Origin of the sequence: Caenibacillus caldisaponilyticus (assembly GCF_002003465.1) — a bacterium.
GTDB lineage: Bacteria > Bacillota > Bacilli > Bacillales > Sporolactobacillaceae > Caenibacillus > Caenibacillus caldisaponilyticus.
The window spans coordinates 1-25213 of sequence record NZ_BDDQ01000010.1; the positions used below are offsets into that span (position 1 = coordinate 1).

The 25213-nt window shown below is 51.0% G+C and carries 17 protein-coding genes, 4 pseudogenes and 1 riboswitch; of the genes and pseudogenes, 14 read left to right on the plus strand and 7 right to left on the minus strand.

Translation table 11 applies throughout. The annotated features are described in order from the left end of the window. Positions 1-132 (plus strand): annotated as a pseudogene (locus tag CCB157_RS18435) (IS256 family transposase); the annotation flags it as partial. A 747-nt stretch (positions 133-879) separates the two neighbouring features. Here the strand turns inward: CCB157_RS18435 and CCB157_RS04245 are convergent. The 4 genes from CCB157_RS04245 to CCB157_RS04265 all read right to left on the minus strand — a co-directional run bounded on the left by CCB157_RS04245 (position 880) and on the right by CCB157_RS04265 (position 5174). Next, a complete protein-coding gene (locus CCB157_RS04245) occupies positions 880-1287 on the minus strand; it encodes a Fur family transcriptional regulator (protein WP_077614690.1) in 408 nt (135 codons plus the stop codon). A gap of 12 nt (positions 1288-1299) precedes the next feature. Then, entirely contained in the window at positions 1300-2133 is an 834-nt protein-coding gene (locus tag CCB157_RS04250) for a metal ABC transporter permease (protein WP_158077195.1), read from the minus strand. A gap of 56 nt (positions 2134-2189) precedes the next feature. Next, complete coding sequence (locus CCB157_RS04255; RefSeq protein ID WP_158077196.1) at positions 2190-2864, minus strand: metal ABC transporter ATP-binding protein; 675 nt, start codon at positions 2862-2864, stop codon at positions 2190-2192. Positions 2865-3590: 726 nt separating this feature from the next. Beyond that, a complete protein-coding gene (locus CCB157_RS04265; RefSeq protein ID WP_077614694.1) occupies positions 3591-5174 on the minus strand; it encodes an acyl-CoA synthetase in 1584 nt (527 codons plus the stop codon). Positions 5175-5399: 225 nt separating this feature from the next. On the opposite strand from CCB157_RS04265, the gene CCB157_RS04270 reads away from it, so the two are divergent. After that, complete coding sequence (locus tag CCB157_RS04270; RefSeq protein WP_077614695.1) at positions 5400-6683, plus strand: MFS transporter; 1284 nt, start codon at positions 5400-5402, stop codon at positions 6681-6683. A gap of 267 nt (positions 6684-6950) precedes the next feature. On the opposite strand, the gene CCB157_RS04275 is transcribed toward CCB157_RS04270, so the two are convergent. Continuing rightward, positions 6951-8192, minus strand: a complete 1242-nt coding sequence (locus CCB157_RS04275) for an MFS transporter (protein WP_077614696.1) — start codon at positions 8190-8192, stop codon at positions 6951-6953. 133 nt (positions 8193-8325) lie between these two features. Between CCB157_RS04275 and CCB157_RS04280 the strand changes: the two genes are divergently transcribed. From CCB157_RS04280 to CCB157_RS04300, 5 genes and pseudogenes are all read left to right on the plus strand, one after another. Next, positions 8326-9552: a helix-turn-helix domain-containing protein gene (locus tag CCB157_RS04280; protein WP_077614697.1), complete on the plus strand. Its 1227-nt coding sequence runs from the start codon at positions 8326-8328 to the stop codon at positions 9550-9552. Between the two features lie 669 nt (positions 9553-10221). After that, on the plus strand, positions 10222-11535 hold the full coding sequence (locus CCB157_RS04285) for an FAD-binding oxidoreductase (protein WP_077614698.1): 1314 nt from the start codon (positions 10222-10224) through the stop codon (positions 11533-11535). A 1-nt stretch (position 11536) separates the two neighbouring features. Next, positions 11537-12902 (plus strand): annotated as a pseudogene (locus CCB157_RS04290) ((Fe-S)-binding protein). Then, positions 12862-14352, plus strand: coding sequence for an FAD-binding oxidoreductase (locus CCB157_RS04295; protein WP_143286921.1), 1491 nt, complete (start codon positions 12862-12864; stop codon positions 14350-14352). The pseudogene CCB157_RS04290 and the gene CCB157_RS04295 overlap by 41 nt, the downstream one beginning before the upstream one ends. Before the next feature lie 496 nt (positions 14353-14848). Further along, on the plus strand, positions 14849-16507 hold the full coding sequence (locus CCB157_RS04300) for an L-lactate permease (protein ID WP_077614722.1): 1659 nt from the start codon (positions 14849-14851) through the stop codon (positions 16505-16507). A gap of 344 nt (positions 16508-16851) precedes the next feature. Here the strand turns inward: CCB157_RS04300 and CCB157_RS04310 are convergent, their stop codons facing one another. After that, positions 16852-17784, minus strand: a complete 933-nt coding sequence (locus tag CCB157_RS04310) for a YobF C-terminal domain-containing protein (protein ID WP_077614701.1) — start codon at positions 17782-17784, stop codon at positions 16852-16854. Positions 17785-18119: 335 nt separating this feature from the next. Between CCB157_RS04310 and CCB157_RS04315 the strand changes: the two are divergent. The 6 genes and pseudogenes from CCB157_RS04315 to CCB157_RS18300 all read left to right on the plus strand — a co-directional run. Beyond that, positions 18120-19158: pseudogene (locus tag CCB157_RS04315) on the plus strand (zinc-dependent alcohol dehydrogenase family protein). 430 nt (positions 19159-19588) lie between these two features. Continuing rightward, on the plus strand, positions 19589-21196 hold the full coding sequence (aceB, locus tag CCB157_RS04320) for a malate synthase A (RefSeq protein ID WP_077614702.1): 1608 nt from the start codon (positions 19589-19591) through the stop codon (positions 21194-21196). Between the two features lie 212 nt (positions 21197-21408). After that, positions 21409-21469: riboswitch (Fluoride riboswitch) on the plus strand. A gap of 60 nt (positions 21470-21529) precedes the next feature. Further along, on the plus strand, positions 21530-21928 hold the full coding sequence (crcB, locus tag CCB157_RS04325; protein WP_077614703.1) for a fluoride efflux transporter CrcB: 399 nt from the start codon (positions 21530-21532) through the stop codon (positions 21926-21928). Continuing rightward, positions 21925-22290: a fluoride efflux transporter FluC gene (locus tag CCB157_RS04330; RefSeq protein ID WP_077614704.1), complete on the plus strand. Its 366-nt coding sequence runs from the start codon at positions 21925-21927 to the stop codon at positions 22288-22290. Before crcB ends, CCB157_RS04330 begins: the two co-directional genes overlap by 4 nt. 4 nt (positions 22291-22294) lie before the next feature. Then, positions 22295-22678, plus strand: coding sequence for a DUF190 domain-containing protein (locus CCB157_RS04335; protein ID WP_077614705.1), 384 nt, complete (start codon positions 22295-22297; stop codon positions 22676-22678). An 18-nt stretch (positions 22679-22696) separates the two neighbouring features. Continuing rightward, a pseudogene (locus CCB157_RS18300) lies at positions 22697-22945 on the plus strand (DUF190 domain-containing protein); the annotation flags it as partial. Positions 22946-23323: 378 nt separating this feature from the next. On the opposite strand, the gene CCB157_RS04345 reads toward CCB157_RS18300, so the two are convergent. Further along, entirely contained in the window at positions 23324-23713 is a 390-nt protein-coding gene (locus CCB157_RS04345; RefSeq protein WP_077614707.1) for a VOC family protein, read from the minus strand. Positions 23714-24221: 508 nt separating this feature from the next. Here CCB157_RS04345 and CCB157_RS04350 point away from each other — a divergent pair. Continuing rightward, positions 24222-25016, plus strand: a complete 795-nt coding sequence (locus tag CCB157_RS04350) for an HAD-IIB family hydrolase (protein WP_077614708.1) — start codon at positions 24222-24224, stop codon at positions 25014-25016. The last annotated feature ends 197 nt before the right edge of the window (positions 25017-25213 follow it).

Below are 25213 nucleotides of genomic sequence, written 5' to 3' on the forward strand. Positions count from 1 at the left end.
GAAATGGACGAAAAATGGATATCGGGACGCAAATACCTGGATATGTCCGACTATTGGCAGTGGCGGAAAACGAAAGAGTTAGGCGTTCAAACGATGAATCAGGAAGTTTCGGCGATCAAGAAAGTGGGATAATTTCTTCGACGTGTCAAGGAGAACGTGAAATACCTCGGAAGCGAGGAGTTGCCGCGAAAGCGCCTTGACACACCTGTACTTTGACAACAATGATCATTAGTCCGGGAAGGCGACCGGCAGGGAGACTTGCCGGACTTACCTGCCATACGTCAGGTCATCAGGTCCATCTTTCTATCAAAGGGAAATTTACACAATAAAATGGACTTGACCAATTTCCCGAGCGATGATTCTTCTCTTTTATAGGCAATCATCCATACATTAAGCAAAGAATAAGGGGTTATAAAATACGGCTGAAAAAATACTGGTTAAAACGGCTTCCATTTTGAACCTCGTTTATCCAATCATTTCCCGCCTACCCCTTTTTTCAATAGCCGACTTTACTCGTTTTTACGGATCTAGATCATGAAAGAGGCACAATTAAACCTGACACGCTTTTAAAACTTTTAAAAAACGATGGGCTCCATTACTTGGATATAATTTTTTCCTTTGAACACTGTTGTTTCACTGGATTGATCTTCGCCGTGTCTAAAGAAAACCTTCAACCGTCATTTTTAATACATTTTCAAAACTTTTCTTTTGATAATTTCAATATCAAATTTTCAATCATATGATTTCGAAAAAAAAGCCCCGGAAATCCGGAGCTTTGCAACCGCGTAAGAAGCGCGTTAACCTTAAATCCAATTTTTCATGTATTTTGTGAACAGAATCCACCAAGCTTACAAGAACTGACAGTGCGTTTGCAAACACTCATTGGCAAGCCGGACAATACCCGTAAACTTCAAACTTGTGTCCGGTAATTTTAAAATCATTGGACCTTGCCAATTGCTCTTCAAACGGGCAAACATCGATATCCTTCGTCGCCCCGCAGCTGACGCAAATGAGATGATGGCAATGGTTGTCCTCACACTTCAATTGATAATGCTTTTCTCCCTTAAATTCGGTTTCCTCAAGAATGCCCAATTGCACGAACAACGACAGATTTCGATAAATCGTGTCAAAACTGAGTCCCGAATAATGGTCTTTTAATTGCCGCAGGACGTCGCGGGCCGTCAAATATCCCTTGTTTTCGGTAAAAATCCGCAAGATATCTTCCCGCTTATCCGTATGTTTATACCCGTTTGATTTTAAAACGTGGATCGCTTGGTTGAGATCCATGGTATCACATCCTTACGCGTTCAATGACTCTGTGTCCACCATCCGCCGGCGTCTTCTCACGTATTCGATGAACGTCGCAACGAAGTAGGCGGCACCTGCGATGAAAATGATCGCGGAACCGGATGCAATTTGTAAGGCGTACGCGATGCTTATTCCAATTATAACAAATATCATGTTTAAAAGGATCGATAATAACACGACTTTTTTAAAATCCTTCGTGAATTTTTTCGCAATAGCCGGAGGCGCGGCATATAAACCGACGGTCAAAACGAGCCCCACCATCATGAGAATGATCAGGGTCGACAGGCCGAGCAAAATGAACAAAATGGTTTCGAGCCCTTTCACCTTGACGCCCTGAACCTCCGCGTATTCTTCGTCAAACAAATACGCTTTTAAAACATGATAAAAAGCGATGAAAACTAAAAGCACCGCAACCGCCACGCCAAAAATCATCCATAAGGTCGACGTCTTGGCCGAAAAAATATCGCCGAACAAATAATTATCAAAGTCGACATCGATATCCGAAAGCTGTGTCAAAAGCACGCCGAATGCCATGCAAACGGACCAAAAGACGCCGATCAATACATCGGTCGTTTCGTTGCGGCGTCGATTCAGCCGGCCGATGCCAAGCGCTCCGGCAATCGTAAAAATGATGGCGCCGATCAAGGGCGGGAAGTGATAATACAAGCCTAATCCGATGCCGCCATATGAGACGTGCGCAAGCCCGCCGCTCATCATGACCAATCTTTTTTCCAGCACAATGACGCCGATAATCCCGCTTATAATGCTGGCAAGAATGCCGCCGATTAAAGCGTGCTGCAAGGCTAAATGTGTGATCTCTTCCAAAGCAAGCGCCTCCCGTTCTATGTCTCGATGTGCTCAAAAAAAGCCAACGCCTTCCGTCAGGTGGTCGCCATTTTATCGAAGGACCGGACCTCATTGCCCCGATAAATCAATTTCTTATTGATATAAGCAACCGACGTGGCGTAATCGAAAATGCGTTCATCATCGTGGGAAATCATTAAGATCGTCAATTTTTTGTTCAATTCTTTAAGAAGTTCATAAATCTGTTTCTTGGATGGCGGATCCAAGCTGGCGGTCGGCTCATCAAGAATCAACATCTTCGGATCCGTGACGAGCGCGCGGGCGAGGAGCACTTTTTGTTTTTGCCCGCCGGACAATTCCCCGATCGGCCGGTCCGCCAAGGATTCAATCTTTAATTCTTCCATGATTTCATCGACCCGACGCTCATCCTTGCGGGTGAAGCGGTGAAAGAACCCAAGCGACGCCGGCAGACGTCCCATGAGAATGACATCCCGAACCGTAATCGGAAATTTCGAATCAAACACCGATTGCTGGGGAATGTAGCCGATCAAGCCTTTCGCTTTTCGATGATCTTGACCAAAAATTTGAATGGAACCGGAAGCGAGCGGCACAAGGTCAAGGATCGCCTTGATGAGGGAAGATTTTCCCCCGCCGTTCGGCCCGGCGATGGCCACAAATTCGCCTTCCTCAACCGCCAAACTGACATTATGTACCGCTACGATATGGTTATATTTCACGGTCACCTGATCCACAGTGAGTGCCTTTCCCATTTGAATTCACCACGTTATTGAAAATTTTTGATGTGCGCAGAAAGAAAACGCGGACGTCCGATGGTTGGCCGATTTCGCCTTGAACAAAAAACGGGCCTCCTTCTCGAAGGATGCCGCGGCGATGAAACGGACGAAGGCGCGCCATTCATTCTTGTCCTCTTTTCTCTTTAAAAAAGCATCGGCGGCGCCGTCTGTGTCGGCACCGACAAAAATGGATGGCAACAAGCATTCAAATAAGAACCATTACGATTTATAACTGACGTTTTTTATTTTATACGGATCAAGCCCATTTGTAAATAGTAATGATTCCGTTTTATAAAGACAGCATTTGACAAAATCATTCTGTCGTCCATGATGGAAAGAAAAAAATTGGCGAAAAGCCTCGCGTGAAGCTTATGATTCCGCACCACCTCGTTGAAATCCAAAAAAAAAAACGCCTCCTAAGGGCAAGCCCCAAGGAGGTGTTTCCGCGCATTCATTTGAATGATTTCGTTCCCTGTTTGCCGGATCATGGCCTTCGTGAAGTTTCAGACCAATCTTTCACGTACTTGCGAATAAATTCGAAGAAAGAAGCAAGCGCCGCCTTCTGACATTAAGCAAAAATGCCGTTCATCCCGCCTGCTACCCGCTGAACGCCATGCGCTGCCTGCCAGGATCGGTAAGCCGTTCGCGCATGCGCCCCTTAAAGCAGCCTTCAACCTTTTTTTGTTAGGACTGATAGATTTCCCGCAGCGTGCGCTTCAGCACTTTACCGCTCGGATTTTTCGGCAGCTCATCGGTGAAATAGACGTTTTTCGGGATTTTATATTTGGCCAGCCTTCCCCGGCAAAAATCCAAGACGTCCTGTTCGGTCAGCGCCGCTCCCGCTTTAGGAACGATCACGGCGGTAACGGCTTCGATCCAATACGGATCGCTGACCCCGATGACGGCGGCTTCCGAAACCCCTTCCAACTGGTACAACACCTCTTCCACCTCGCGGCTGGAGACGTTGATGCCGCCGGTTTTGATCATATCTTTTTTGCGGTCGACGATCGTGATAAAGCCTTCTTCATCCATGTAGCCCAAGTCGCCGCTATGGAACCAGCCGTTGCGGAAAGCCTTTTCGGTATTCTCGGGATCATTCAAATACCCGAGCATCGCGTGCGGCGTTCGATGGACGATTTCCCCGATTTCGCCGCGTGGGACTTCTTGGTCGTTCTCGTCCACGATTTTCGTTTGCACGTTCAAGGTCGGCACCCCGGCCGAACCCAGTTTGCGCAATTGGTCTTCGGGCTGTAAGGCGGTGGCCAGCGGAGCGACTTCGGTTTGTCCGTAAAAATTCCAAAAGCGCGCGTTCGACAAGCGCCGAGCCAATTCTTTCAAAATCTCGCGGGGCATAATCGCCGCGCCGTAATAACATTTTTTCAACGTCGATAAATCCCGTTTGTCAAAATCCGGATGCCTGAGCAGCGCAATCCAAACCGTCGGCGGACAAAACAGCTGCGTCGCCCGCTCTTCTTCAATCGTTTGCAAAATGCGCTCAGGAGTTGCGGTATCGAGAATGATGCCGGTCGCGCCGACGTATACGCTCGGGCCGAGAAAGACATGGAGCTGCGCGCTGTGATAAAGCGGAAGCGCATGGACGAAAATATCATCCGGACTCATCTGGCCGTCGACGATGCAGCTGACATATTCGCTGATCAGGCTCTTGTGCGACAGCATGACCCCTTTCGGCCGGGATTCCGTTCCGCTCGTATAAAGGACGTGGGCGAGGTCGTCATCGTCCAGTTCTTCATCCGCCAAATCGGCCGGCTGGTTGTCTTGGACTTGGATGAGCGGGATCCATTGCGAAAAGTCCGAATCGGGGGCGTCCATTAAGAAGCGCCATGTGATCGGCAAATCTGGCGCCGCCTGCTCCAGCAGCGGAACGTATTCCGGCGAGGCGAACACTCCCGTCACACCGGCGTGTTGTAAAATATAGCGGACATCTGCTGCCGTCAGCATGTAATTGAGCGGAACCATCACCGCCCCAATCCGGGCGAGCGCAAAGTTGATCACGACAAAATCCAAGCTGTTTTTGGACACGACGGCGAACCTGTCCCCTTTTTTCACCCCGGCCGCCCGCAAACCATGGGCCGTTTGGTTGACCCTGTCATCGAATGCCGCGTAAGTCAATGCCAAACCATGATAGACGAAAGCCGTCTTTTCGGGATAACGCGCCCTGGCGCGCAATAAAACATCTCCCAGCGTATTGCGCCGCACGCGTTTGACGAGCTTGGCCTGCTGTGCGTCATCCTGTACCGGTACCGTCATCACGCCACCCCTTTGGTAGGATAATTTTATTACTTTTATTTTATTTCAGAAAATGTCGGACCACAAGACCGATTCCTCGCTTCCTAACCGGTTGGATCTTGTAAACTCCCTTTTTTAAACCCTCCTTAAAAACAACCGATTTTCCGTCCCGGGGCCGATTTTTAAAATGGCAGTTTTTGATAAATTGAAATAAATCATTCAACAATTTGGGATGGGTGGGATAAAATGTTTAAGCTGTTGTTAAAGAAGAATTTCCTTTTTCTTTTCGCCGGCAGGTTTATTACCAACCTAGGCGACAGCATCTATATAGTGGCCGCCATGTGGTTGGTCTATGACTTAACCAAAAACCCGCTTTATACCGGGATCGCTTCCGCTGTTATGACCGGTCCGCGGATCTTTGAGTTTTTGGTCGGCCCTTTTGTCGACCGCTGGAATGTCAAATCCATCATGGTTTATTCGCAAATCATGGAAGGCCTATTCATTTTAGTCATTCCCCTCGCCAGTTATTTGCACTTTTTAAATGTTTGGATCGTGATAGCGGTCATGTTTTTGGTTGTAAGTGTGGAACGCTTTGTCTTTCCTGCTCAATCGGCGGTGGTGCCAAGGATTTTGGAAAAAGAGGAACTGGCAAGCGGCAATGCCTTGATGACCTTAGCTTATCAAGGCAGCGATTTCATTTTAACGGGGCTGTCCGGCGTCATCTTAATGCATGTCGGCGCCATTAGTGTTTATTTAATGGATACCTGGACTTTTCTCATCGCGGCGTTGTTGTTTATGAAAATCCGCATTCATCAAGCAAAAGCGTCCGCCCCTCCAAAATCGACCATTTATGCCGGTTATCTGAGCTACAAGAAAGAACTGGCGGAAGGTTTAACGGTCGTCAAAAACTCTTTTATCCCTCGATTCATGATTCCTATCGTCATTGCCAATTTTATTTTTGGCATGATCAACGGCATTTTGCCGGCTTATGCAAACATGAAAGGCGGAGAACCCTTCTATGGGTATTATTTGGTTTCCATCTCCATCGGCCTTTTAATCGGCGTCTTAGTCGCTTCCAAAATGAAACATTGGCCTTTGGGCAAGCTCATCATTTCTGCATTTTTTCTTTCATCGCTCATGTGGGGGTTATCCGATCTCGTCAATCCTCCATTCCTCTCTGTCGGACTTTTAGGGCTCTCCATGGTCGCCTTGGGCCTTGCGAATGTGTTGATCAATTCCATCTTTCAAGCCCTCGTTCCCGAGCGACTCTTGGGCAGGGTTTTTTCCGTCGTGAACAGCATGGCCGCCGCTTCCTTGCCGATCGGCGCTTTAGTGGGCGGGTATTTGGCCCATTTATTCGGAAGCGAATGGGTGTTTTTGGCAGGCAGCCTCGCCCATCTATTTACGGCGCTTTATTGGCTGCTGGCCCCTTCCATGCGGAAGTTGCCGTCCTACCTAAAGATGGGTGCCTCGGACCGATTTAAACTCAACTTTCCTCAGAACGGCGAACAAGACTCGACGCCGATTTAAACGAAGTCACGCCCCGGAATCGTTCAATTAGAGGCAGAAGCCAGTAGGCAATGATGGTTTTGGATTATAAAAAAGCGTGCATTAAAGCCTGAAAAACGGTTTTAACTCAGCGAACAAATTTTCAGTTGTGCATTTGCCTGACGAATAAAGCGTAGGTAATAAGTCTTGGTATAGAGATCCTTTAAGATCAAAAACATTTCAACGGTCTTTTCCTCCAGTGGTGTGAATGACTGAAAGGATGGGACGGTTTTGGCGATCAGCGTTCATTCAATGATCACTGACCTGTTCCTTTGTGAAGTCTGCCTGCACATTCGTTTTTAAAACCCCAAGAGGGAATGCGAACAAGGCGATGGTTGAAAGACATAAAATTCCGCCGGCGATGACCAATATCCAAGTTACAGAAACGACGGTAGAAATGCCGGTTAATATTAAACTGGCCAACAATGCCGAAAAAGCCTGTGTAGAGGTCACGGTGCCAATGACCCTTCCCAGCACCTCTTTAGAATTCACCAGCATGAAATAGGTGGGCGCGGTGATGTTCTGAAACGCCTGAACTAAGCCTAGTATCAACATAGTCCCTACAATAACCCCGTATTGTGAAGTGACCCCTACCACAACAGTGGATAGTCCCATCATCAAAAAATCGAAGAAAAATACAATCGCGTATCCAAAACGAGACACGATTCGCCTGATGATCGGGCTGCCCAGCAATCCTCCAATGATCCCGCCTATCATTTCCATAGCAAACGCCAATCCAAATTCAAAAGTATTGGCATGAAGACGGTTGACCAAAATCAGGCTTAAAAATGCTTGAACCGGTACCAACATGGCCCCGCCTATGGCCACCGCCAACGTGAAACGAGCGGTAAGCCGGTCATGATAGAGGGCTTTCCAACCTTCGACCCATTCCTTTATGGTAGACTTTTTGGAGTTTTCTTCGCTTATCTCTTTTGGCTTTTTAGGCAAACGAATCCCTAAAATGCACAAAAGAGCGAGGACAAACGAACTGGAGTTGGCCATCGCGACGCCAACAGGATGAATCCAAGCAAGCAAAGCGGCGCCAAAAAAACGGCCGCCAAGCTGAATGGAATTTTGAACAGCATGCAATAGGCCAATAATCTTTGAACGGTCCTGCGGTGTGATAATCAGAGCTGTTAGAGACACGCCAGCGACCGAGTTTATCGTAGCGAATATCTCAAGAAGTAATACGATGACGAGCAGCACCGGGATGGATTTGAAGCACCATATTAATCCCAAGCAAAGGACGGCTTGTATGGCTCGGACGACAGCCATGACATTTTTCGGTGAACGGCGATCCGTAAAAACGCCGATGAACGTGGCAAAGACGCTCGGTATCGTCAAGACGAGGGTCGCCAGAGATAAATAGAACGAGGCATGTTTGACTTGAGATAAGTAATACATCATCGCAGTGGCAAAGATACTATCACCTGCTAAAGAAAGGAAGCTGCCGGTTAAAAAAAGCTTTTGATTCCTTTTTTCTGTATTCACTCATTAAATCCCCCTTTTATCGTCGTTTCCCCATACACAATAACACGCGCGCCACAAAATACGCGGTTTAACACATGTTATTGATAGAAAAATATGAAAGTTGTAAGATGAGGTAAAAAAGGGGGATTTTACGATGTCCTTTGGCAAACGGTTACGCGAACTGCGTCTGGAACGCGGGCTGACACAGGCAGACTTGAGCGGTCCCGGTGTATCAAGATCCCTTGTCAGCCAACTGGAACGCGACCGCATTCGCCCTTCCGCACAGGCATTGCAAACGCTGTCCGAAAAATTGGGAGTCAGTTACGATTACCTTCGCGATGCTGTTAAACCGATAGAAAACACCTGTCAAGTGTTACTCAAGCATGCATGGAAAGCGATTGAGAAGGGCCATCTTGAAGATGCTTTTGAGTTGTCCGATCAAGCGGTGACGGTTGCGACGAACATCGGGGATCGAGAGTTAACCAGTCAAGCCCAGCTCATTCGCGGGTGGGCATTCATGCTGAAAGGAGAGCCGAACAAAGGGTTAAAAGATGTTTCCCAAGCCGAAAGTCGCTTCATAAAACCGAAGTCTGTCCAACCGTTCCGTGTATTACAAGCCATGGCGATGTCGGCTTTTTATAACGATTATTATGGCCTCGCAGAGTCCTATTTCGAATCCATTTTAAACATGGTCGCTCCCCGAAGTCTTGAGAGCGCCGTAGCGAACTTACATTTGGGGTTGGTTCGACAAGCGCGTTACGGCATGTCGGCCGGGTTTGCGGAATTTTCCAAGGCCGTTGACTTAAGCGCTTCCCTTGGGGAAAAGCATATCGAAGCCTGGGGAATTTGCGGGCAAATCACCTCTTCTATACATCAAAAGATCCCCATCCCCAAAGAAAAATGGACAAGGCTGAGAAAGATCATCAATGATAAAGATCGAGCCGTATCCGAGATTTATATCGAACCGCTTATTGCCTATGAGCAACGTCATCATGGCAACTATAAGAGAGCGATTGAAACATTGGTTAAATTTTGGGAGTCAAGGCCCGAAAATGACTATATTTTATCAGAAATTGCTTATGAATTATCTCGGAATTATCTGGCAATCGGTGAATATGACTTGGCGCAAAAAGTAATTGATAAGGGGCTAAAAGTGATGCCTGCGGTGCGCCGTTCCTATACTTTTATTCGACTTTGGATCGTTCAAGCTTGGATATATTTTTATAAAGGACAGTCTTCTACTGCGATTCATACTTTGCAACCGCTGTTGCCTCTTGCCCGTGTGATGTCTCTTAATCTCATAGAATCCCATATATCTAAGTGGCTTAGAGACTGGGAACAAAATCCATATGAAACGATGCATCCAGTGGTTGAGAAATAAAGGTCAATTAACCCAATCTAAAGATAAACGATCCCCGAATGAAAGACACTTTTAAAAGTCCCTCATTCTGGGGATCGATTTTCATCGGCATTTTAAGGCTATCATCCATTCATTCTTCACTTACCGCATGGAATCCGCCGCCATCATTAAATCTTCTTTTGTAAAAGGGTTTTTGCCCGACGCGGATAGGATCCACACATGATAGACGATGCCGCCGTCCTCATCATGCCAAGCGATGCTCCAACCATTTTTCGTTTTGTGCCAATAAGCTTCCGTATTTACTTATAGAATACAAAAAGACAGAAGCGACAAACAAGATTCCGATGAACGGTGAAGCTTCGCAATCTATAACCATTAATTTAGAAGCTTCCACCAACCGGAAAGTGCTGTATTGTGTCGAAGAACGTCTCCTCTGCCTTGTTTTCCCGCGGAATCTGTCTATTTTTTTGGAAATATATTGGGCGCTCCATGCGATTTTAACCGATCGATCGACAATTAAAAGGCGGAATTTTTTATATATTTAACTTATCCCATCGGCGATCAGCGAAAAGAAAACTTCCATTTTTTCACTTTCTCCATCATCACATCGTGCAACAATCAGGCCGATCATTGTTTCCCATTTTATCGACTCCGCCGCCCAAAAAGACGATGAGCAGGAGGTGTAGAAAAATGGCCGCAACCCTTGACACGCTGTTGCCACCGGAGCGCGTTCAATCGGGGCCCGTCCCCGATGATCCATTTGGGAACCATGCCTTCACCCGCGTTTATCCGGAAAGCGAGGAAGAAATCGCGGCCGTTCTGCGGTATGCCCATGAAAAAGGGCTCTCCGTCATTCCGTCCGGCAACGGGACGAAGCGCGGATACGGAGGCCTTGAAGAGACGGCCGACATTTTATTGTCGCTCGCCCGCATGACCGGCATCACGGAACACAGCGCCGGCGATTTGACGATGGCGGTGCGGCCGGGGACGACAATCGAAGCGATCAATGAAGCTTTGAAACCGTACGGGCAGATGCTGCCCCTTGACGTGCCGTGGCCCGAGGAGGCGACGATCGGGGGCGTCATCGCGGCCAACGACAGCGGACCGAAGCGGTTAAAATACGGTTCGGCGCGGGATATGGTCATCGGTTTGCGCGTCGTGTATCCGGACGGCAAGGTCATCCGCACCGGCGGCAACGTCGTCAAAAACGTGGCCGGTTATGACATGAACAAACTGTTCATCGGATCGATGGGCACGCTGGGCGTCATCAGCGAAGTTCGGGTGAAACTCCGCCCCCTTCCTCCGTTTCAAAGCCTCCTCCTCATCCCATTTGATGAAGCGGACCATGATGCGCTTTCCGCGTTCGTCATCGATCTGCAAAACTCGCACTTGGAACCCAGTGCGCTTGAACTGCTTTCGCCCCGTCTTGCCCGCCGCTTGGCGAGCGGGTCCACTTGGACGCTCGCGGTCGCCTTTGAAGATCGGGAAAAAGCCGTGATCGCCCAAGAAGCCTGGGTAAAAGAAAAACGGGCGACCGACATCATTGCGTTCCGCCAAGATGCCGCAGCCCAATGGTGGCGCGAGTTTTCCCGCATCGCGCCGAACGCTGCCGGCCGCGGTCCGGATCCTCCGACGCACGCAACGGAAATCGCCATCAAAATCGGCAGTAAAAACGCAGACGTCATCCCGCTTCTTTTAACAGGCGACGCGCTCGCTGAAGCGCTTGGCGTCACCATGCATGGCCACGGCGGTGTTGGGCACGGCATCAGCCGCCTCTACGCCCAAGGTGCGGATGCCGCGCTTTTGCAATACGTGGAAGAAGTGCGGCGGGCGGCCGAAGACAAGGAAGGTTACGCGATCGTCACCCACATGCCGCTTTCGTTGCGGCGGCGCTGTGACGTCTGGGGCGGGAAGCCCACACATTTCCCGCTGCTTCGGGCCATCAAGCAATCCATCGATCCGAAACGCGTGTTGAACCCAAGACGCTTTGTGGGAGGGCTATAGGATGGAAGAATTCCAACGGACCTTGACGATACCCGAAGGACCGGTCCCGACCTCCCGTCTCGGAAACTATTTGCCGGATGCCGACGTGCCGGACGAGGAGAAATGGGCGGACTGCGTCCATTGCGGCTTTTGTCTGCAAGCGTGTCCGACGTATCAGGAACTCGGCCAGGAACATCAATCGCCGCGCGGCCGCGTCTATTTAATCCAAGCCGTCGCCGAAGGAAAAGCCGCCCTTGACGAACGGTTCGCGGATCCCGTTTTCACCTGCCTGGATTGCCGGGCGTGCGAAACGGCCTGTCCGTCGAACGTCCAGGTCGGCAGCCTGATCGAAAAGGCGCGCGGTCAAGTGCGAAAAGCTGCGCCGCTGAAAGGTTGGCGCGGCTTCTTGCAAAAAATCTTTTTAAACGGCATTTTTGAGCACCCTTCCCGGCTTTACGCCTTGGGCACCATCCTGCGGTTCTTGCAAAAAAGCGGCCTGGAGACTTTCGCGCGCAAGCTCGGACTTTTAAAGATCCTGCCCAAACATTTGCGGGATATGGAGACCATTTTGCCGGCGGCCGCCCAACCCGTTAAGAAAACATTCGGCACCGTCATACCGGCCGAAGGCGATGTAAAAAAAACGCGTCGGGCTGCTCACCGGCTGCATCATGGACGTCCTGTTCAGCGACGTGAATGCCGCGACGATCCGCGTGTTGACCAAAAACGGTTACGAAGTCGTCATTCCGGAAGGCCAACGCTGTTGCGGAGCGCTTCACGTCCACGCCGGCGACCGCGAGGCGGGCAAGCGCTTGGCCAAACAAAACATCGCCGCGTTTCGCGACGTCGACACGGTGATCGTCAACGCCGCCGGCTGCGGCTTGGCGCTTCAAGAATACGGCGAGCTCTTGGAAGATGATCCGATCTGGAAAAGCGAGGCGGAAGCCTTTGCCGCGAAGGCGGTCGACATTACGAAGTTCCTCGTCGACCACGGCTACCGAAAGCCGGCCGCGGCCATCCACAAGCGCGTCGCTTACCACGACGCCTGCCACCTCGCCCACGGCCAAGGCGTGCGCGCGGAACCGCGCCAAATTTTAAAGGATATCCCCGGCATCGAATGGGTCGACCTCCCCGACTCTGACCGGTGCTGCGGCAGCGCGGGCATTTACAACTTGACGCACCCGAAGATGGCCGGACGGCTCCTTGAACGCAAAATCGACGACGTGCCGGAGGAGGTCGACCTCATTTCCATGGGCAATCCGGGCTGCATGCTGCAAATCGCCATGGGCATCGAGCGCCGCGGCCATCGCGCCAAAGTCGTGCACACGGTCCAATTGCTCGATTGGGCGTATGAGCGAGAACAAAGCGAGGAGAGGGTCCCCCGTGTTTAAGAAAACATCGGCCGTCGCAGACGCGGTCGTCCGCGGTTTGCAGGATATCGTCGGTCCTGATAAAGTGCTCTATCAAAGCGCCGATCTGTTGGCCTATGAATGCGACGCGTACACCTTGCATAAAGGGATGCCGAGAGCGGTCGTCTTCCCCGGCTCCACCGAAGACGTTGCGGCCATCGTCAAATTTTTGAACCGGAACCGAGTGCCGTTCATCGCGCGAGGGGCAGGCACGGGGCTCTCTGGCGGCGCCATCCCCCTCGGCGGCGAAGTCATCATCAGCCTCGTTCAAATGAAAAAATTGCTGCACCTCGATTTGACGAACCGCTATGCCGTCGTCCAGCCGGGATACATCAACCTGCAGTTGACGAACGCGATCGCTGACCGCGGCTACTACTATGCGCCGGATCCGTCAAGCCAAGGCAATTGCACGATCGGGGGCAACGTCGCCGAAAACGCCGGCGGCGCCCATTGCTTAAAATACGGCGTGACGACGAACCATGTCCTCGGTCTGGAAGTCGTCCTGCCCAACGGCGAAATCGTTGAAATCGGCGGGGCCGGCATGCCGGATGCACCGGGCTATGATTTGATCGGTCTCCTCACCGGATCAGAAGGGACGCTCGCCATTGTAACGAAAATCGTCGTCCGCATTTTAAAAGTTCCCCAGGATAAGCGGACGGCGCTCGCCTATTTCGATTCGATCGAAGACGCGAGCCGCGCCGTCTCAGCCATTATATCTTGCGGCATCGTCCCGGCCGCGCTTGAAATGATGGACCGCATCGCAATTGAGGGCGTGGAAAAGGCAGCGTTTCCGGTTGGCCATCCGAAAGGCATCGCCGCCTTGCTGCTGATCGAAGTGGACGGCATCGCCGAAGGCATCGAAGACCAAATCCGCGATATCGCGGAGGTATGCCGGAAGTGCAACGTCCGGGAAGTGAAGATCGCTCAAACCGAAGCCGAACGCGCCTTGTGGTGGGCAAACCGCAAGACGGGTTTCGCCGCGATGGGGACGATTTCCCCCGACTATCTTGTTCAGGACGACGTCATCCCGCGCAGCCGCCTCCCGGAAGTGCTCGCCCGCATCCAACAAATCAGCGAAGCGTCCGGCTTGCGCATCGCCAACATTTTTCACGCCGGCGACGGCAATCTCCACCCGCTCGTCCTCTTCGATTCCAGAAAGCCCGGCGAAAGCGAGCGAGCCGTCCAAGCCAGCATGGCGTGCCTAAAAGCCTGCGCCGACGCCGGCGGATCGATCACCGGTGAACACGGCGTCGGCCTCGAGAAGAAAGAAGCGATGCGCTTGATCTTTACGGATGAAGAAATCGAGGCGCAGATGGCCGTCCGCCGCGTCTTCAATCCCAATGACCTGTTAAATCCCGGAAAGCTCTTCCCGACGCCTGGCCGTTGCGCAGAAACGAAACAGGCGGAACCGGAAGCGGTGACCGGGCACTGAGCGCACAGTTGACGCTCAGTTTTCCTCCTCACCGGGACAAATAATGGTGCACGTCCACCCTCGCCTCACCACCGGCAGCATTCCTGCGAGACTGGTTCAAGGGATAGGTTTTCATGCCGTCTCATCCACGCGATGACCACCGGAGGCAACGGCATCGCGCCAAGCGCTATCGATTTCATCTCAAAGGATGGCGCTATGGCCTTTTGAAAGCGCCATCAATTGGCAAAACCATGGGCCATGCTCACCCGAAGGCAATGCCTTCACAATCAAAAATATCCATCGCATCGCTTGCTTTTCCATGTTCCGTCGTCCCACCGATGAACACACGGATGTTTAGAAAAACCTGGCGGCCGGGTGTCCGGGTCATACCCTTAGGCGGGCCGTCCATCGTAAAGACCCGTTTCTGCCCGGTTTTCCTTGCAAACGAATTATATACCGCTTGACCCGCCGGTCCGCCATGCCAAAAAAAGAGGAATTCATGAAAGGAGGCGTCCCGTTGAGTTGGACGCAAGTCTATAATCCGCTCGGCCACATGCTCGGTTCTTTTATCGCCGCATTAATTCCGCTTTTATTTTTCTTTTGGGCGCTTGCGATAAGAAAGATGAAGGGGCACGTGGCCGGCTTGTTGACCGTCTTGATCGCCGTTGTGGAAGCGATCCTCGTTTACGGCATGCCGATCTCCTATTCATTAGAGGCGACGTTTCTCGGCGTCGCCGACGGGCTATGGCATATCGGCTGGATCATTGTGGCCGCGGTTTTTCTTTATAACATGACCGTGAAAGCGGGACAATTTGAAATCCTTCGCAATTCCATCGCCATGCTGTCCGAAGACCGCCGCTTGCAAGTGTTGCTGATCGCCTTCTCATTTGGCGCATTTATTGAAGGCGCCGCGGGGTTTGGCGCACCGGTCGCGATTTGCGCGGCGATTCTGGCCGGCCTCGGATTCAACAAATTTTACGCAGCCGGATTGAGCCTGGTGGCGAACACCGCTCCGGTCGCCTTCGGTGCCATCGGCGCTCCGATCGCCGGACTGGCCGCGGTCACGGGGCTTGAGCCGGACACGCTCGCCGCCATGGTCGGCCGGCAGCTCCCCGTCTTATCGCTCATCGTTCCGTTTTGGCTCGTCTTCATCATGTGCGGCTGGAAGAGGACGAAGGAAGTGTTGCCGGCGATCCTCGTCTGCGGCCTCTCCTTCGCGGTCGCCCAGTTTTTCGCGTCCAACTTTCTCGGCTATCAGTTGCCGGACATCCTCTCCTCGATCATGAGCCTCGTTTGCCTGGCGCTTTTCTTGAAAGTGTGGAAGCCGAAATCCGTATTTCGCTTTAAAGAAGAAGAGGCAGCGGCGAGCGCGAACGGGGCACTCGAAACGTCCGCCGGCGGCCCGAACCGCAAATATACGTTTGGGCAAATCGCGAAAGCTTGGTCGCCGTTTCTCGTGCTGATCGTCACCGTCACGCTCTGGGGCGGTTCGGAATGGGTCAAAGCCCGCCTCGGCCACGCCACTTTCCAAATTCCGGTGCCGGGATTGAACCACCACATTTTTAAAACGTCACCGATCGTCAATGAGCCGACCGAATACCCCGCCATCTTCAAATTTGATATCCTGGGGGCGGCCGGCACGTCGATTTTTGTCGCGGCGCTGATCAGCAAATTCATTTTGCGCATTTCCTGGAAGGAATGGGGACGAATTTTTGTGACAACGTTGAAGGAGTTGCGCGCGCCGCTCGTGATGATCGGCGCGGTGATCGGTCTCGCCTACATCGAAAATTACTCCGGCATGAGCGCGACGCTCGGGCTCGGCTTTGCGAACACGGGCGCGTTGTTCCCGTTTTTTGCCCCGATCCTCGGCTGGATCGGCGTCTTTCTTACCGGTTCGGACACCTCATCCAACGCCTTGTTCGGCAATTTGCAAAAAATTACCGGCCAACAAATCGGCGTCGATCCGGTGCTGCTCGCGGCGGCCAATTCAAGCGGCGGCGTCATGGGCAAAATGATTTCCCCGCAGTCGATCGCGGTCGGCACCGCCGCCACGGGCCTCATCGGAAACGAGGGCAAATTGTTTGCCTTTACCTTCAAACATAGCCTGTTCTTGCTGTTTATCGTTTGCTTGATCACCGTTTTGGAAGCTTATGTGTTCAACGGGCTGATTCCGTAGCCTCCAGGAACCGTAAACCGAGCGCCCGTTTGACCGAAAAAAGCAAACGAAACGCTCCCCATTTCCTGGGTAATAACCTTCAGTGCGAATCCGCTTTAAAAAGGCATCGAACAAATTGCCGAATGCCGCCAGCCATAAAAGCCTTGAAAACGAGGAGGCCGGCAGCGCTCCAAAGCGCCGCCGAGGGCTCCTCTCTTTTTTGCCCAAAGCGTATGGTTGAAATCAAATCATTGACATCGGTCATCCCGCTCCAATCTTCGGTTTTCGTTGCCAAAAGATTAAGCCGCGGGACGATTCCATATCTTTTTGACGTTTTCAATGGAATTCCAAACGGAGGCGGCGGGTTATTTTAAAGCCGAGATCAACCGTTCTTCCAAATCGATCAAAGCGTTTAAGATCCGGCGGACTTCCTGCCACTCTTTTCGGGCCGCACAGCCATTAGCCTGGCCGAAGAGCTTCGCCTTTTCCACCAGGATCTCGGCGCACGCAGGCCGATCGGCGTCTTTGAAAAACCGGGCAGCATCCAGGGCTCTTCGCGCGGCCAGCGGGAAGGCAAACCAAAGCAAATGCGCTTCAAGCTGCGGGGACAGAGGCTTTTTCAGTTCTTCGGAAAAAAGCCGCAAAGCTTTCACCCCTCCGTAAACAACTGGACCATCGGGATTAAACGTCAAGTTGACCGCGATCCGTTCCAAGGTTTGCCGGATCATCTCTTGATGGCTTGTCTTCCGGACCGGCCTGAAACGATAACGGAACGTATAGGGGCCCCGTTTATAAACGACTTGGTCGGCTTTCCACGCCGACAAGAAGTCTTCCATGGGAAGCGGCGCAAACGGAAAGCCGGCCGGATCATGCAGGATCACCTGTTTTTCAACGATATCGAGCACGACGACGAAATGATCGCTTCCGGACAAGTTCCGGTGGTTTGGGTGATACGTCAAATACCCGGCATCGACCGGCCCTGCCAACACAGGCCCCGTTTGGAGCGCCTCTCTTAAATTCTCTAGGGCCTCATGCGGCGAAAGGCCGAACGCCTCCTCCGCTTCCCACCCGAGCGTTTCAATCGCCAAGGACAACCCCCGATCCGGATCAATATTGGCGCCGCTGAAAAATACGAGCGGATCCTTTTCACGGGCGAGGTAAAAATGACCGAAGGGCATCGTCGTCAAACATTCTATAAAGTAAGTCCCCGGCAACGCCTCTGCCCCATAACCTTCCAAGGTCATATAAAGGCTGTTCGTGTAACAATAATGTCCGTTGCCCGTGTACGACACCACCATTTCCTTTCCTCCCCTTTCACGTTTTTGTCGGATGAAGCACCCCGATTATAAACAAACTTAAAATTATTTTCAATAAAATTTTTAATTATAAAAAAATAACTCGAGCGCTCAGGCAGCGACGCGAGGTTCCAGAATGTTCAGATGAACGCCTCCCCCACTTCGGAGGCATCAAAGCGATCGGAAAGGGAACAATAGGAAAGACGAGAAAATAAAAATAACGGTTGGTCCCGTCATCCTAAAAACGCCGTGGCGCATGGACCCGTCGGCGCCCATACCGCCGTCCGGATGATGAGCAGGCCATTCGAATACCAAAAAATTTTATGGAGGGCATATCGATGAAAGCGGTCACCTATTTAGGACAAGGAAAAAAAGAAGTCACGGAAAAGCCGAAACCCAAAATTGAAAAAGAAACGGATGCCATCGTCAAAATAACGAAAACAACCATTTGCGGAACGGACCTACATATCTCTCCGGAGACGTCCCGACGGTCGAAGAAGGGCGAATTTTGGGGCATGAAGCGTCGGCATCGTGGAAGAAGTCGGCTCGAGCGTCAGCAACTTCAAGGTCGGAGACCGCGTGCTGATTTCGTGCATCACTTCATGCGGAAGATGCGAAAATTGCAAAAAAGGCTTGTATGCGCATTGCGTGGACGGAGGCTGGATATTGGGCCACTTGATCGACGGAACCCAAACGGAGTACGTCCGAATCCCTTATGCAGACAACAGCCTTTACCGCATCCCGGACGGCGTTGATGAAGAAGCGCTCGTCATGCTGAGCGACATTCTGCCCACCGGTTTTGAAATCGGGGCGTTAAATGGAAAAGTCCAGCCCGGAGACACGGTCGCCATCGTCGGCGCCGGTCCGGTCGGTTTGGCCGCTTTATTAACCACCCAATTTTATTCACCCGCAGAAATCATTATGGTTGACTTGGACGACAATCGTTTAGAAGCGGCGAAGAACTTCGGCGCCACGCAAACGGTCAACAGTTCCGACGGCAAGGCGATTGAAAAAATCATGGAATTGACCGGCGGAAAAGGCGTGGACGTCGCGATGGAAGCGGTCGGCATCCCGCCCACCTTTGATATTTGCCAAGAAATTTTAAAACCGGGCGGCCGCTTGGCCAACATCGGGGTTCACGGCAAAAGCGTCGACCTTCATATTGAAAAGTTATGGACGCATAACATCACTTTGACGACCGGCCTCGTCAACACGACTTCCACGCCGATGTTAATCAAAACGGTTCAATCGAAAAAATTGCAGCCGGAAAAACTCATTACGCACCGCTTCCACTTTGCGGACATCATGAAAGCTTACGATGTCTTTGCGCACGCCTCCAAAGAAAAAGCGCTCAAAGTCATCATTTCTCTCGATTAGCGTTTTCCGACAACGGAACAGCCCGCGCGGAGCGGCCATTGAGAAGCTCCGTGCCATCGCGTTTTCTCTGGCCCGTACCCTATCGCCCCGTATCATCGGCTTTTGGATGATACGGGTTTTTTCTGTGATATGGATGCTGGGTCGCAAGTCACGCTGTGCCCCTCGGAACAACGCCTTTCTCCTCTTCTCTGTGCGTTCTTCGCGGTTAAAAAGCGCGAATGCATCGTGTGATGGCCCAGGCGCCACGACGCCGGCCCATTCCCGTGAAGCCAACAGTTATAGGAATCCGGACGCGCCTCCCGCCTCGTAATCAAATGTAGAATATTATCGAATTTTCATACTTGAATATCAATAATCGCCCATTTAAAATTTAACCTAGGAAAGTCATGTGCTTTGTTTTAATCATCAACTCATGAAAAGGGTGGTTGAAATGGCTGCAACGGTCTTGACTTTGCCGGACGGCGTGGAAATCTACGGGGACATCCAACCGGATTATTCGGACATCTTGACCAAGGACGCGTTGGAATTCGTGAAAAAACTGCATGTCCGATTCGACGACCGCCGAATCGAACTCTTAGAAGCCCGCCAGAAACGGCAAGCGGAGATCAATCAAGGCAAATTACCGGATTTTCTGGCGGAGACGGCGCACATTCGCAACGGTACGTGGACGATTGCCCCGTTGCCCAAGGACTTGCAAGATCGGCGCGTGGAAATCACGGGACCGGTCGACCGGAAGATGATCATCAACGCGCTCAATTCCGGGGCCAAAGTGTTTATGGCCGATTTTGAAGACGCCAATTCGCCCACGTGGAAAAACAACATCCAAGGCCAAATCAACCTGCGCGACGCCGTGAACCGGACGATCACATACCAAAATCCGGCCAACGGCAAAACCTACCGGTTAAACGATCAAGTCGCGACCCTCTTCGTCCGCCCGCGCGGTTGGCATCTGGTGGAAAAGCACGTGCGGATCCACGGCCGGCCGATCTCGGGCAGCCTGTTCGACTTCGGACTGTATTTTTTCCACAACGCCAAAACCTTGATCGAAAACGGATCGGGGCCGTATTTTTACTTGCCGAAGATGGAAAGCCATCTTGAAGCCCGGCTTTGGAACGATGTCTTCGTGTTCGCGGAAGAAGAGCTCGGCATTCCGCGCGGGACGATCAAAGCCACGGTGTTGATCGAAACGATCCTCGCCGCGTTTGAAATGGATGAAATCCTTTATGAACTTCGCGAGCATTCCGCCGGACTGAACTGCGGGCGATGGGATTATATTTTCAACTTTATTAAGCGCTTTCGCGAACGCCCGGACGTCATTTTTCCCGACCGCGCCCAGGTGACGATGACGGTGCCGTTCATGCGCGCCTATACCCTGCTGACGATCCAGACTTGCCACAAGCGGAACGCCCCGGCGATCGGCGGGATGGCCGCCAACATTCCCGTGAAAAACGATCCGGCGGCGAATGAGGCGGCATTCGAAAAGGTGCGCGAAGATAAAAAACGCGAAGCCATAGACGGCCATGACGGCACATGGGTGGCGCATCCGGGGCTCGTTCCGGTCGCGCTGGAGCAATTCGACCGCTACATGCCTGAACCCAATCAAATCCACAAAAAACGGGAGGACGTCCGCGTCACGGCCGCCGATTTGCTCGCCATGCCCGAAGGTGAGATTACCGAAGCGGGCTTGCGCACCAACATCAGCGTCGGCATCCAATACATTGCTTCATGGTTGCGCGGCAGCGGCGCCGCCCCGATTAACCATTTAATGGAGGACGCCGCCACGGCCGAAATTTCGCGCGCCCAAGTATGGCAATGGATTCGACATCCCAAAGGCGTCCTGAATGACGGGCGCAAAGTGACGCTGGCGCTGTATGAAGAACTGTTGGCGGAGGAGCTGCAAAAAATCAAACAGTCGGTCGGTGACGAAGCCTTTTCCGCCGGCAAATACGAAGAAGCCGCAAAGCTGTTCGACCAACTGACGAAAAACGATGATTTTGAAGAATTTCTCACGATTCCCGGTTACGAGCTTTTGGAATGAGATTTTCTGGGGATTTGGTTTCATAGATGTCCGAAAGTGGGCTATGGCGCGTGTGGCAACGAGGACCGGGATGGACGCATAGTCTATGACAGAAGCGAGAGAAATGCCCGAACTGCAATTTGTAAGCGTTTGCCTTTGGAGTCCGTTCCATGAAATGCAGGCAAACGATTCTTTTTTTCCGCATATGTGATATAATGAAGGACGTCGGATTAAACCGCATAGGCGATGGAGTTCGCCGTAACCGCCTTTAAGGCTAATGACTCCTACCAGTTGTTGATCGCTGGTAGGAGTCTATTTATTTTTGGGAACTCTATTCATGTGAGGTGAAGGCGTTTGATTTATTTTGGCATCGGGCTGGGCGGAATCATCGGTGCCCTCCTGCGCTATGGGTTGAGTTTGGCCATTCCCGCTGTTTCGGTGGCCCATTTTCCGTTGGCGACCTGGATCACCAACATGATGGGCTGTTGTGCATTAGGATGGCTATCCGCCCGAATTATTCACAATGCGCAAATCCCCCTATGGATCCGAACCGGTTTAGGAACCGGCGTGATCGGCTCATTTACCACTTTCTCCACTTTCAGCGTGGAGGTCGTTCGCCTGCTTCATGCCGATCTCTGGATGCCGGCCCTTTTTTACCTTCTGGCAAGCGCCTGGGGAGGATGGCTATCTGCCTGGCTCGGATGGCGAATGGGTGCCCTGCAAAAAGAGAAAAAGGCGGTGGAAACAACATGATAGCGGTTTTGCTTGTCGGAGCCGGCGGTTTTTTGGGCGCCATTTGCCGCTACATCGTCAGCCAACGGCTCTCCAGGATTTATGGCCGCTTTCCATTCGGGACTTTGACGGTCAATCTCTTGGGCTCTTTTCTTTTGGGATGGATGATCGGCGGTGAATGGCCCGAGTCCCGGTTACTCCTATGGGGAACGGGATTTATGGGGGCGTTCACCACGTTTTCGACTTTTAAATTGGAAAGTGTAAACATGTGGACAAACAAAGCGTATGGCAAGATGGGTTTATATTTGGGAATGAGTTACACAGCGGGGATTTTATTGGCTTTTGCCGGGTACTCTCTCGCGAAGATCGCGACAATGAGGTGAAATCATGGCGGAACTTTTAAGGATTGTCTTGGGGGAGTTTCAAGGGCGAAAACATAGCTGGGAACTCTTGTACCACTCGATTTTAAAAGAATTGTGGAGCCAGGGCCTTGAGGGCGCTACGGTGTTGCGTTCCTATGAAGGCCTTGGTGAAAAGGATGATTTTCGGGCGTTTATCGTGGAGGACACCCCATTTAACAATCTGCCGATCATCATCGAGGCCGTCGATGAAGCCTCACGAATTCAGGCGGTCACTCCGCGGCTTCGCTCGCAAATTCCCCACGGAATGATTCTTTCATTTCCGGTGATCCGGTTATTTAAGGAGGAATTCCCCTTGGATTTGTCCAACACCTTTATGATGAAAATTTTTATTAAAGAAAATTCCAGCTGATTCAAAACGCCGCTTTATGAGGAAATCCTGCAATTGCTGCAGCGGCATCACCTGATTTGGTCGACAGTGACCAGAGGAATCGAAGGATTTGGAAAAGATCACGTGATTCATAAGGAATCCGTTTTTTCACTTTCCTCCCAAGTTCCCATTGTTATTGAATCGGTGGGAAACGCTGAGACCGTCCAACAATTGATTCCGGAACTCAAAAAACGGATCCATGAAGGCCTTGTAATTACCTATCCCGTGCAGGTCGCCGCAGACCGGTAAGCACTTTTAATCCGCAGCATGGCCGCTTCCCATTCTATGAAGGAAGGATTTGCAAGATTCAAACGGTAACGATTAGCGAGCACGGCCTTTAAGGGAAACTCCTTCCACGCAGCGTTTAGCTTTGAGATGCATCATTTTGTCTTCCAATCAGATTCGGAAGCGGCAGCGGATGTTTGATGAGCGAACCTTTTTTTGCCGACTGGTTTCTCGACATTTTTGGCCTTTGCCAAGGAGCTACGGCAGCTGCCCCGAAAAAGCGTGAAGCCCTACACAGCCAAGAAGACCTGTTGATAATGGAAAGAAGCGGATTCCCCCTCGGGATGGATCTTCATCTCAAAATCAGAAAGCTTCCGGAATGGACCGGAAGCTTTCTGTTTCTTAGTTTTCGGTGGAAATCTGCCAGCGGATGCCGAACGGGTCGACGACACGTCCGAAACTCGTCCCCCAAAACATGCGTTCAAACGGCATGAGCACCTTGCCGCCTTGGGCCAGTCCTTCGAAGGCTTGACGCGCTTCTTCTTCCGACTCGTAAACGAGCGTCAAATCGATCGCGTTGCCTTGCCTGACGGGCGATGAATCCGCCATGAAAATTTGCAAATCGCCGACCTTCAGGACGAGGTGCATCACCTTGTCTTTATCTTCCTCCGGCGCGTTCGGCATCTCCGCAAAAGTTTTTACGTCGACGATCTCGCCGCCGAGCGCCTTCGCATAGAAATCGGCTTGTTTTCTGGCATCCTCGCTGAAAATGTACGGATGCAAAGTAGGCATTTTGAATGACTCCTTTCCAAAGGGGGTAAGGGGACGCCGATCATCGGCTTCAAATCCCCGACATGTGACTTTCTTAATATTAGGATCCCATCATCCGCTTGCATGGATTCCTCCATCCATGCCGATTGAAATGGCCGACAAATCAATTTAAATATAGCAAAAACATCCGGCCTGCGCTCCCTTTCGTTTGCCCCCGAAAAAAAATGTTGACCGTTTGGCTGGCCACACCACTTAAAGGTTGAAACATCGCACATCCGGTAGTTTCGCCTGCCGTCCGTGCCCGTGGACATGAGGCAAGGCATTCGGCCACATCATCCCATGCGACAATATTAAACACAACCTCTCTTTCATCTCCCGCCGCGTCTATCAAACTTTTACCCTTCATTCTTTTTATCAAGTTAATCCTATTAATGTTTTATGGTAAATTGTAGACATAAAATCTTTAGTTGTTTTGGCCACTCTAAACGCTGTTCCTAGGTAAAATAGAAACATCAAGGAGCGCACAGAAATGAAATTTGTTTTTGATTTAGACGGAACGATTTGCTTCAATGGCGAACCGGTTTCGGAAAAGATCCTCACATGCTTCGATGAATTGAAACGGCAAGGCCACGAAATCGTGTTTGCTTCGGCAAGACCGATCCGGGATATGATGCCCGTTCTCCCGCAACGCTACCATTCTTCCACGTTAATCGGCGGAAACGGAGCATTGATATATAAAGAAGGGAGCTTGGTTTATTCACAACCGTTTACGGAGGCGCAGGTGCAGAAAATTTTAGGTTTAATCGAGGAACATCAGGCCACTTATTTAATAGACAGCGAATGGGATTATGCTTATACCGGTCCGGAAGATCATCCGATCTTAAGAAACCTTGATACCCATCATTTGGCCAACGCGGTACCGATGGCTTCCCTATCTTCTGTTGTAAAAGTGCTCATTTTGACGGCCATTGAAAAGGAAGAGCTTGAAAGAAAGCTCAGCGTTCCGGATATCGTTATTCATAGGCATAAAAACGAGGAAACCCTTGACTTAAGCCCGAAGAACATTGATAAATGGAACGCCCTTAAAGTATTGGGGTTCGATAAAGGGTCATATGTCGCTTTCGGAAATGATGCCAACGACATATCGATGTTCAAACATGCCGGCTACTCAATTATGATCGGTCATCATGAATCGCTAGCACCATTCGCCAAAGAAAGCATTCCTTTAAACGACGACGTCGAAATAAACATCATAAACCGACTAAGGGAAATCGCCCGCAGCGGTGAAAGGTATTCCGACTTGTGGAGTCCAGAACGAGCTTAAATCGCCCGTCCTCTGTCTGAAAGGCCGGTTGTCAGATTTTTAGAGGCTGGGTTTGGGCGTACGATAAACAATTATTAATTATCTATAATGCTATTTTTTGCTTAAATCAGCCATGTAATCTAGCACTCTTCAATGATATGGGATACAATCTTCATGGAAATTTCGTGCAACACATAAAATAATTTCTTATTCACTAA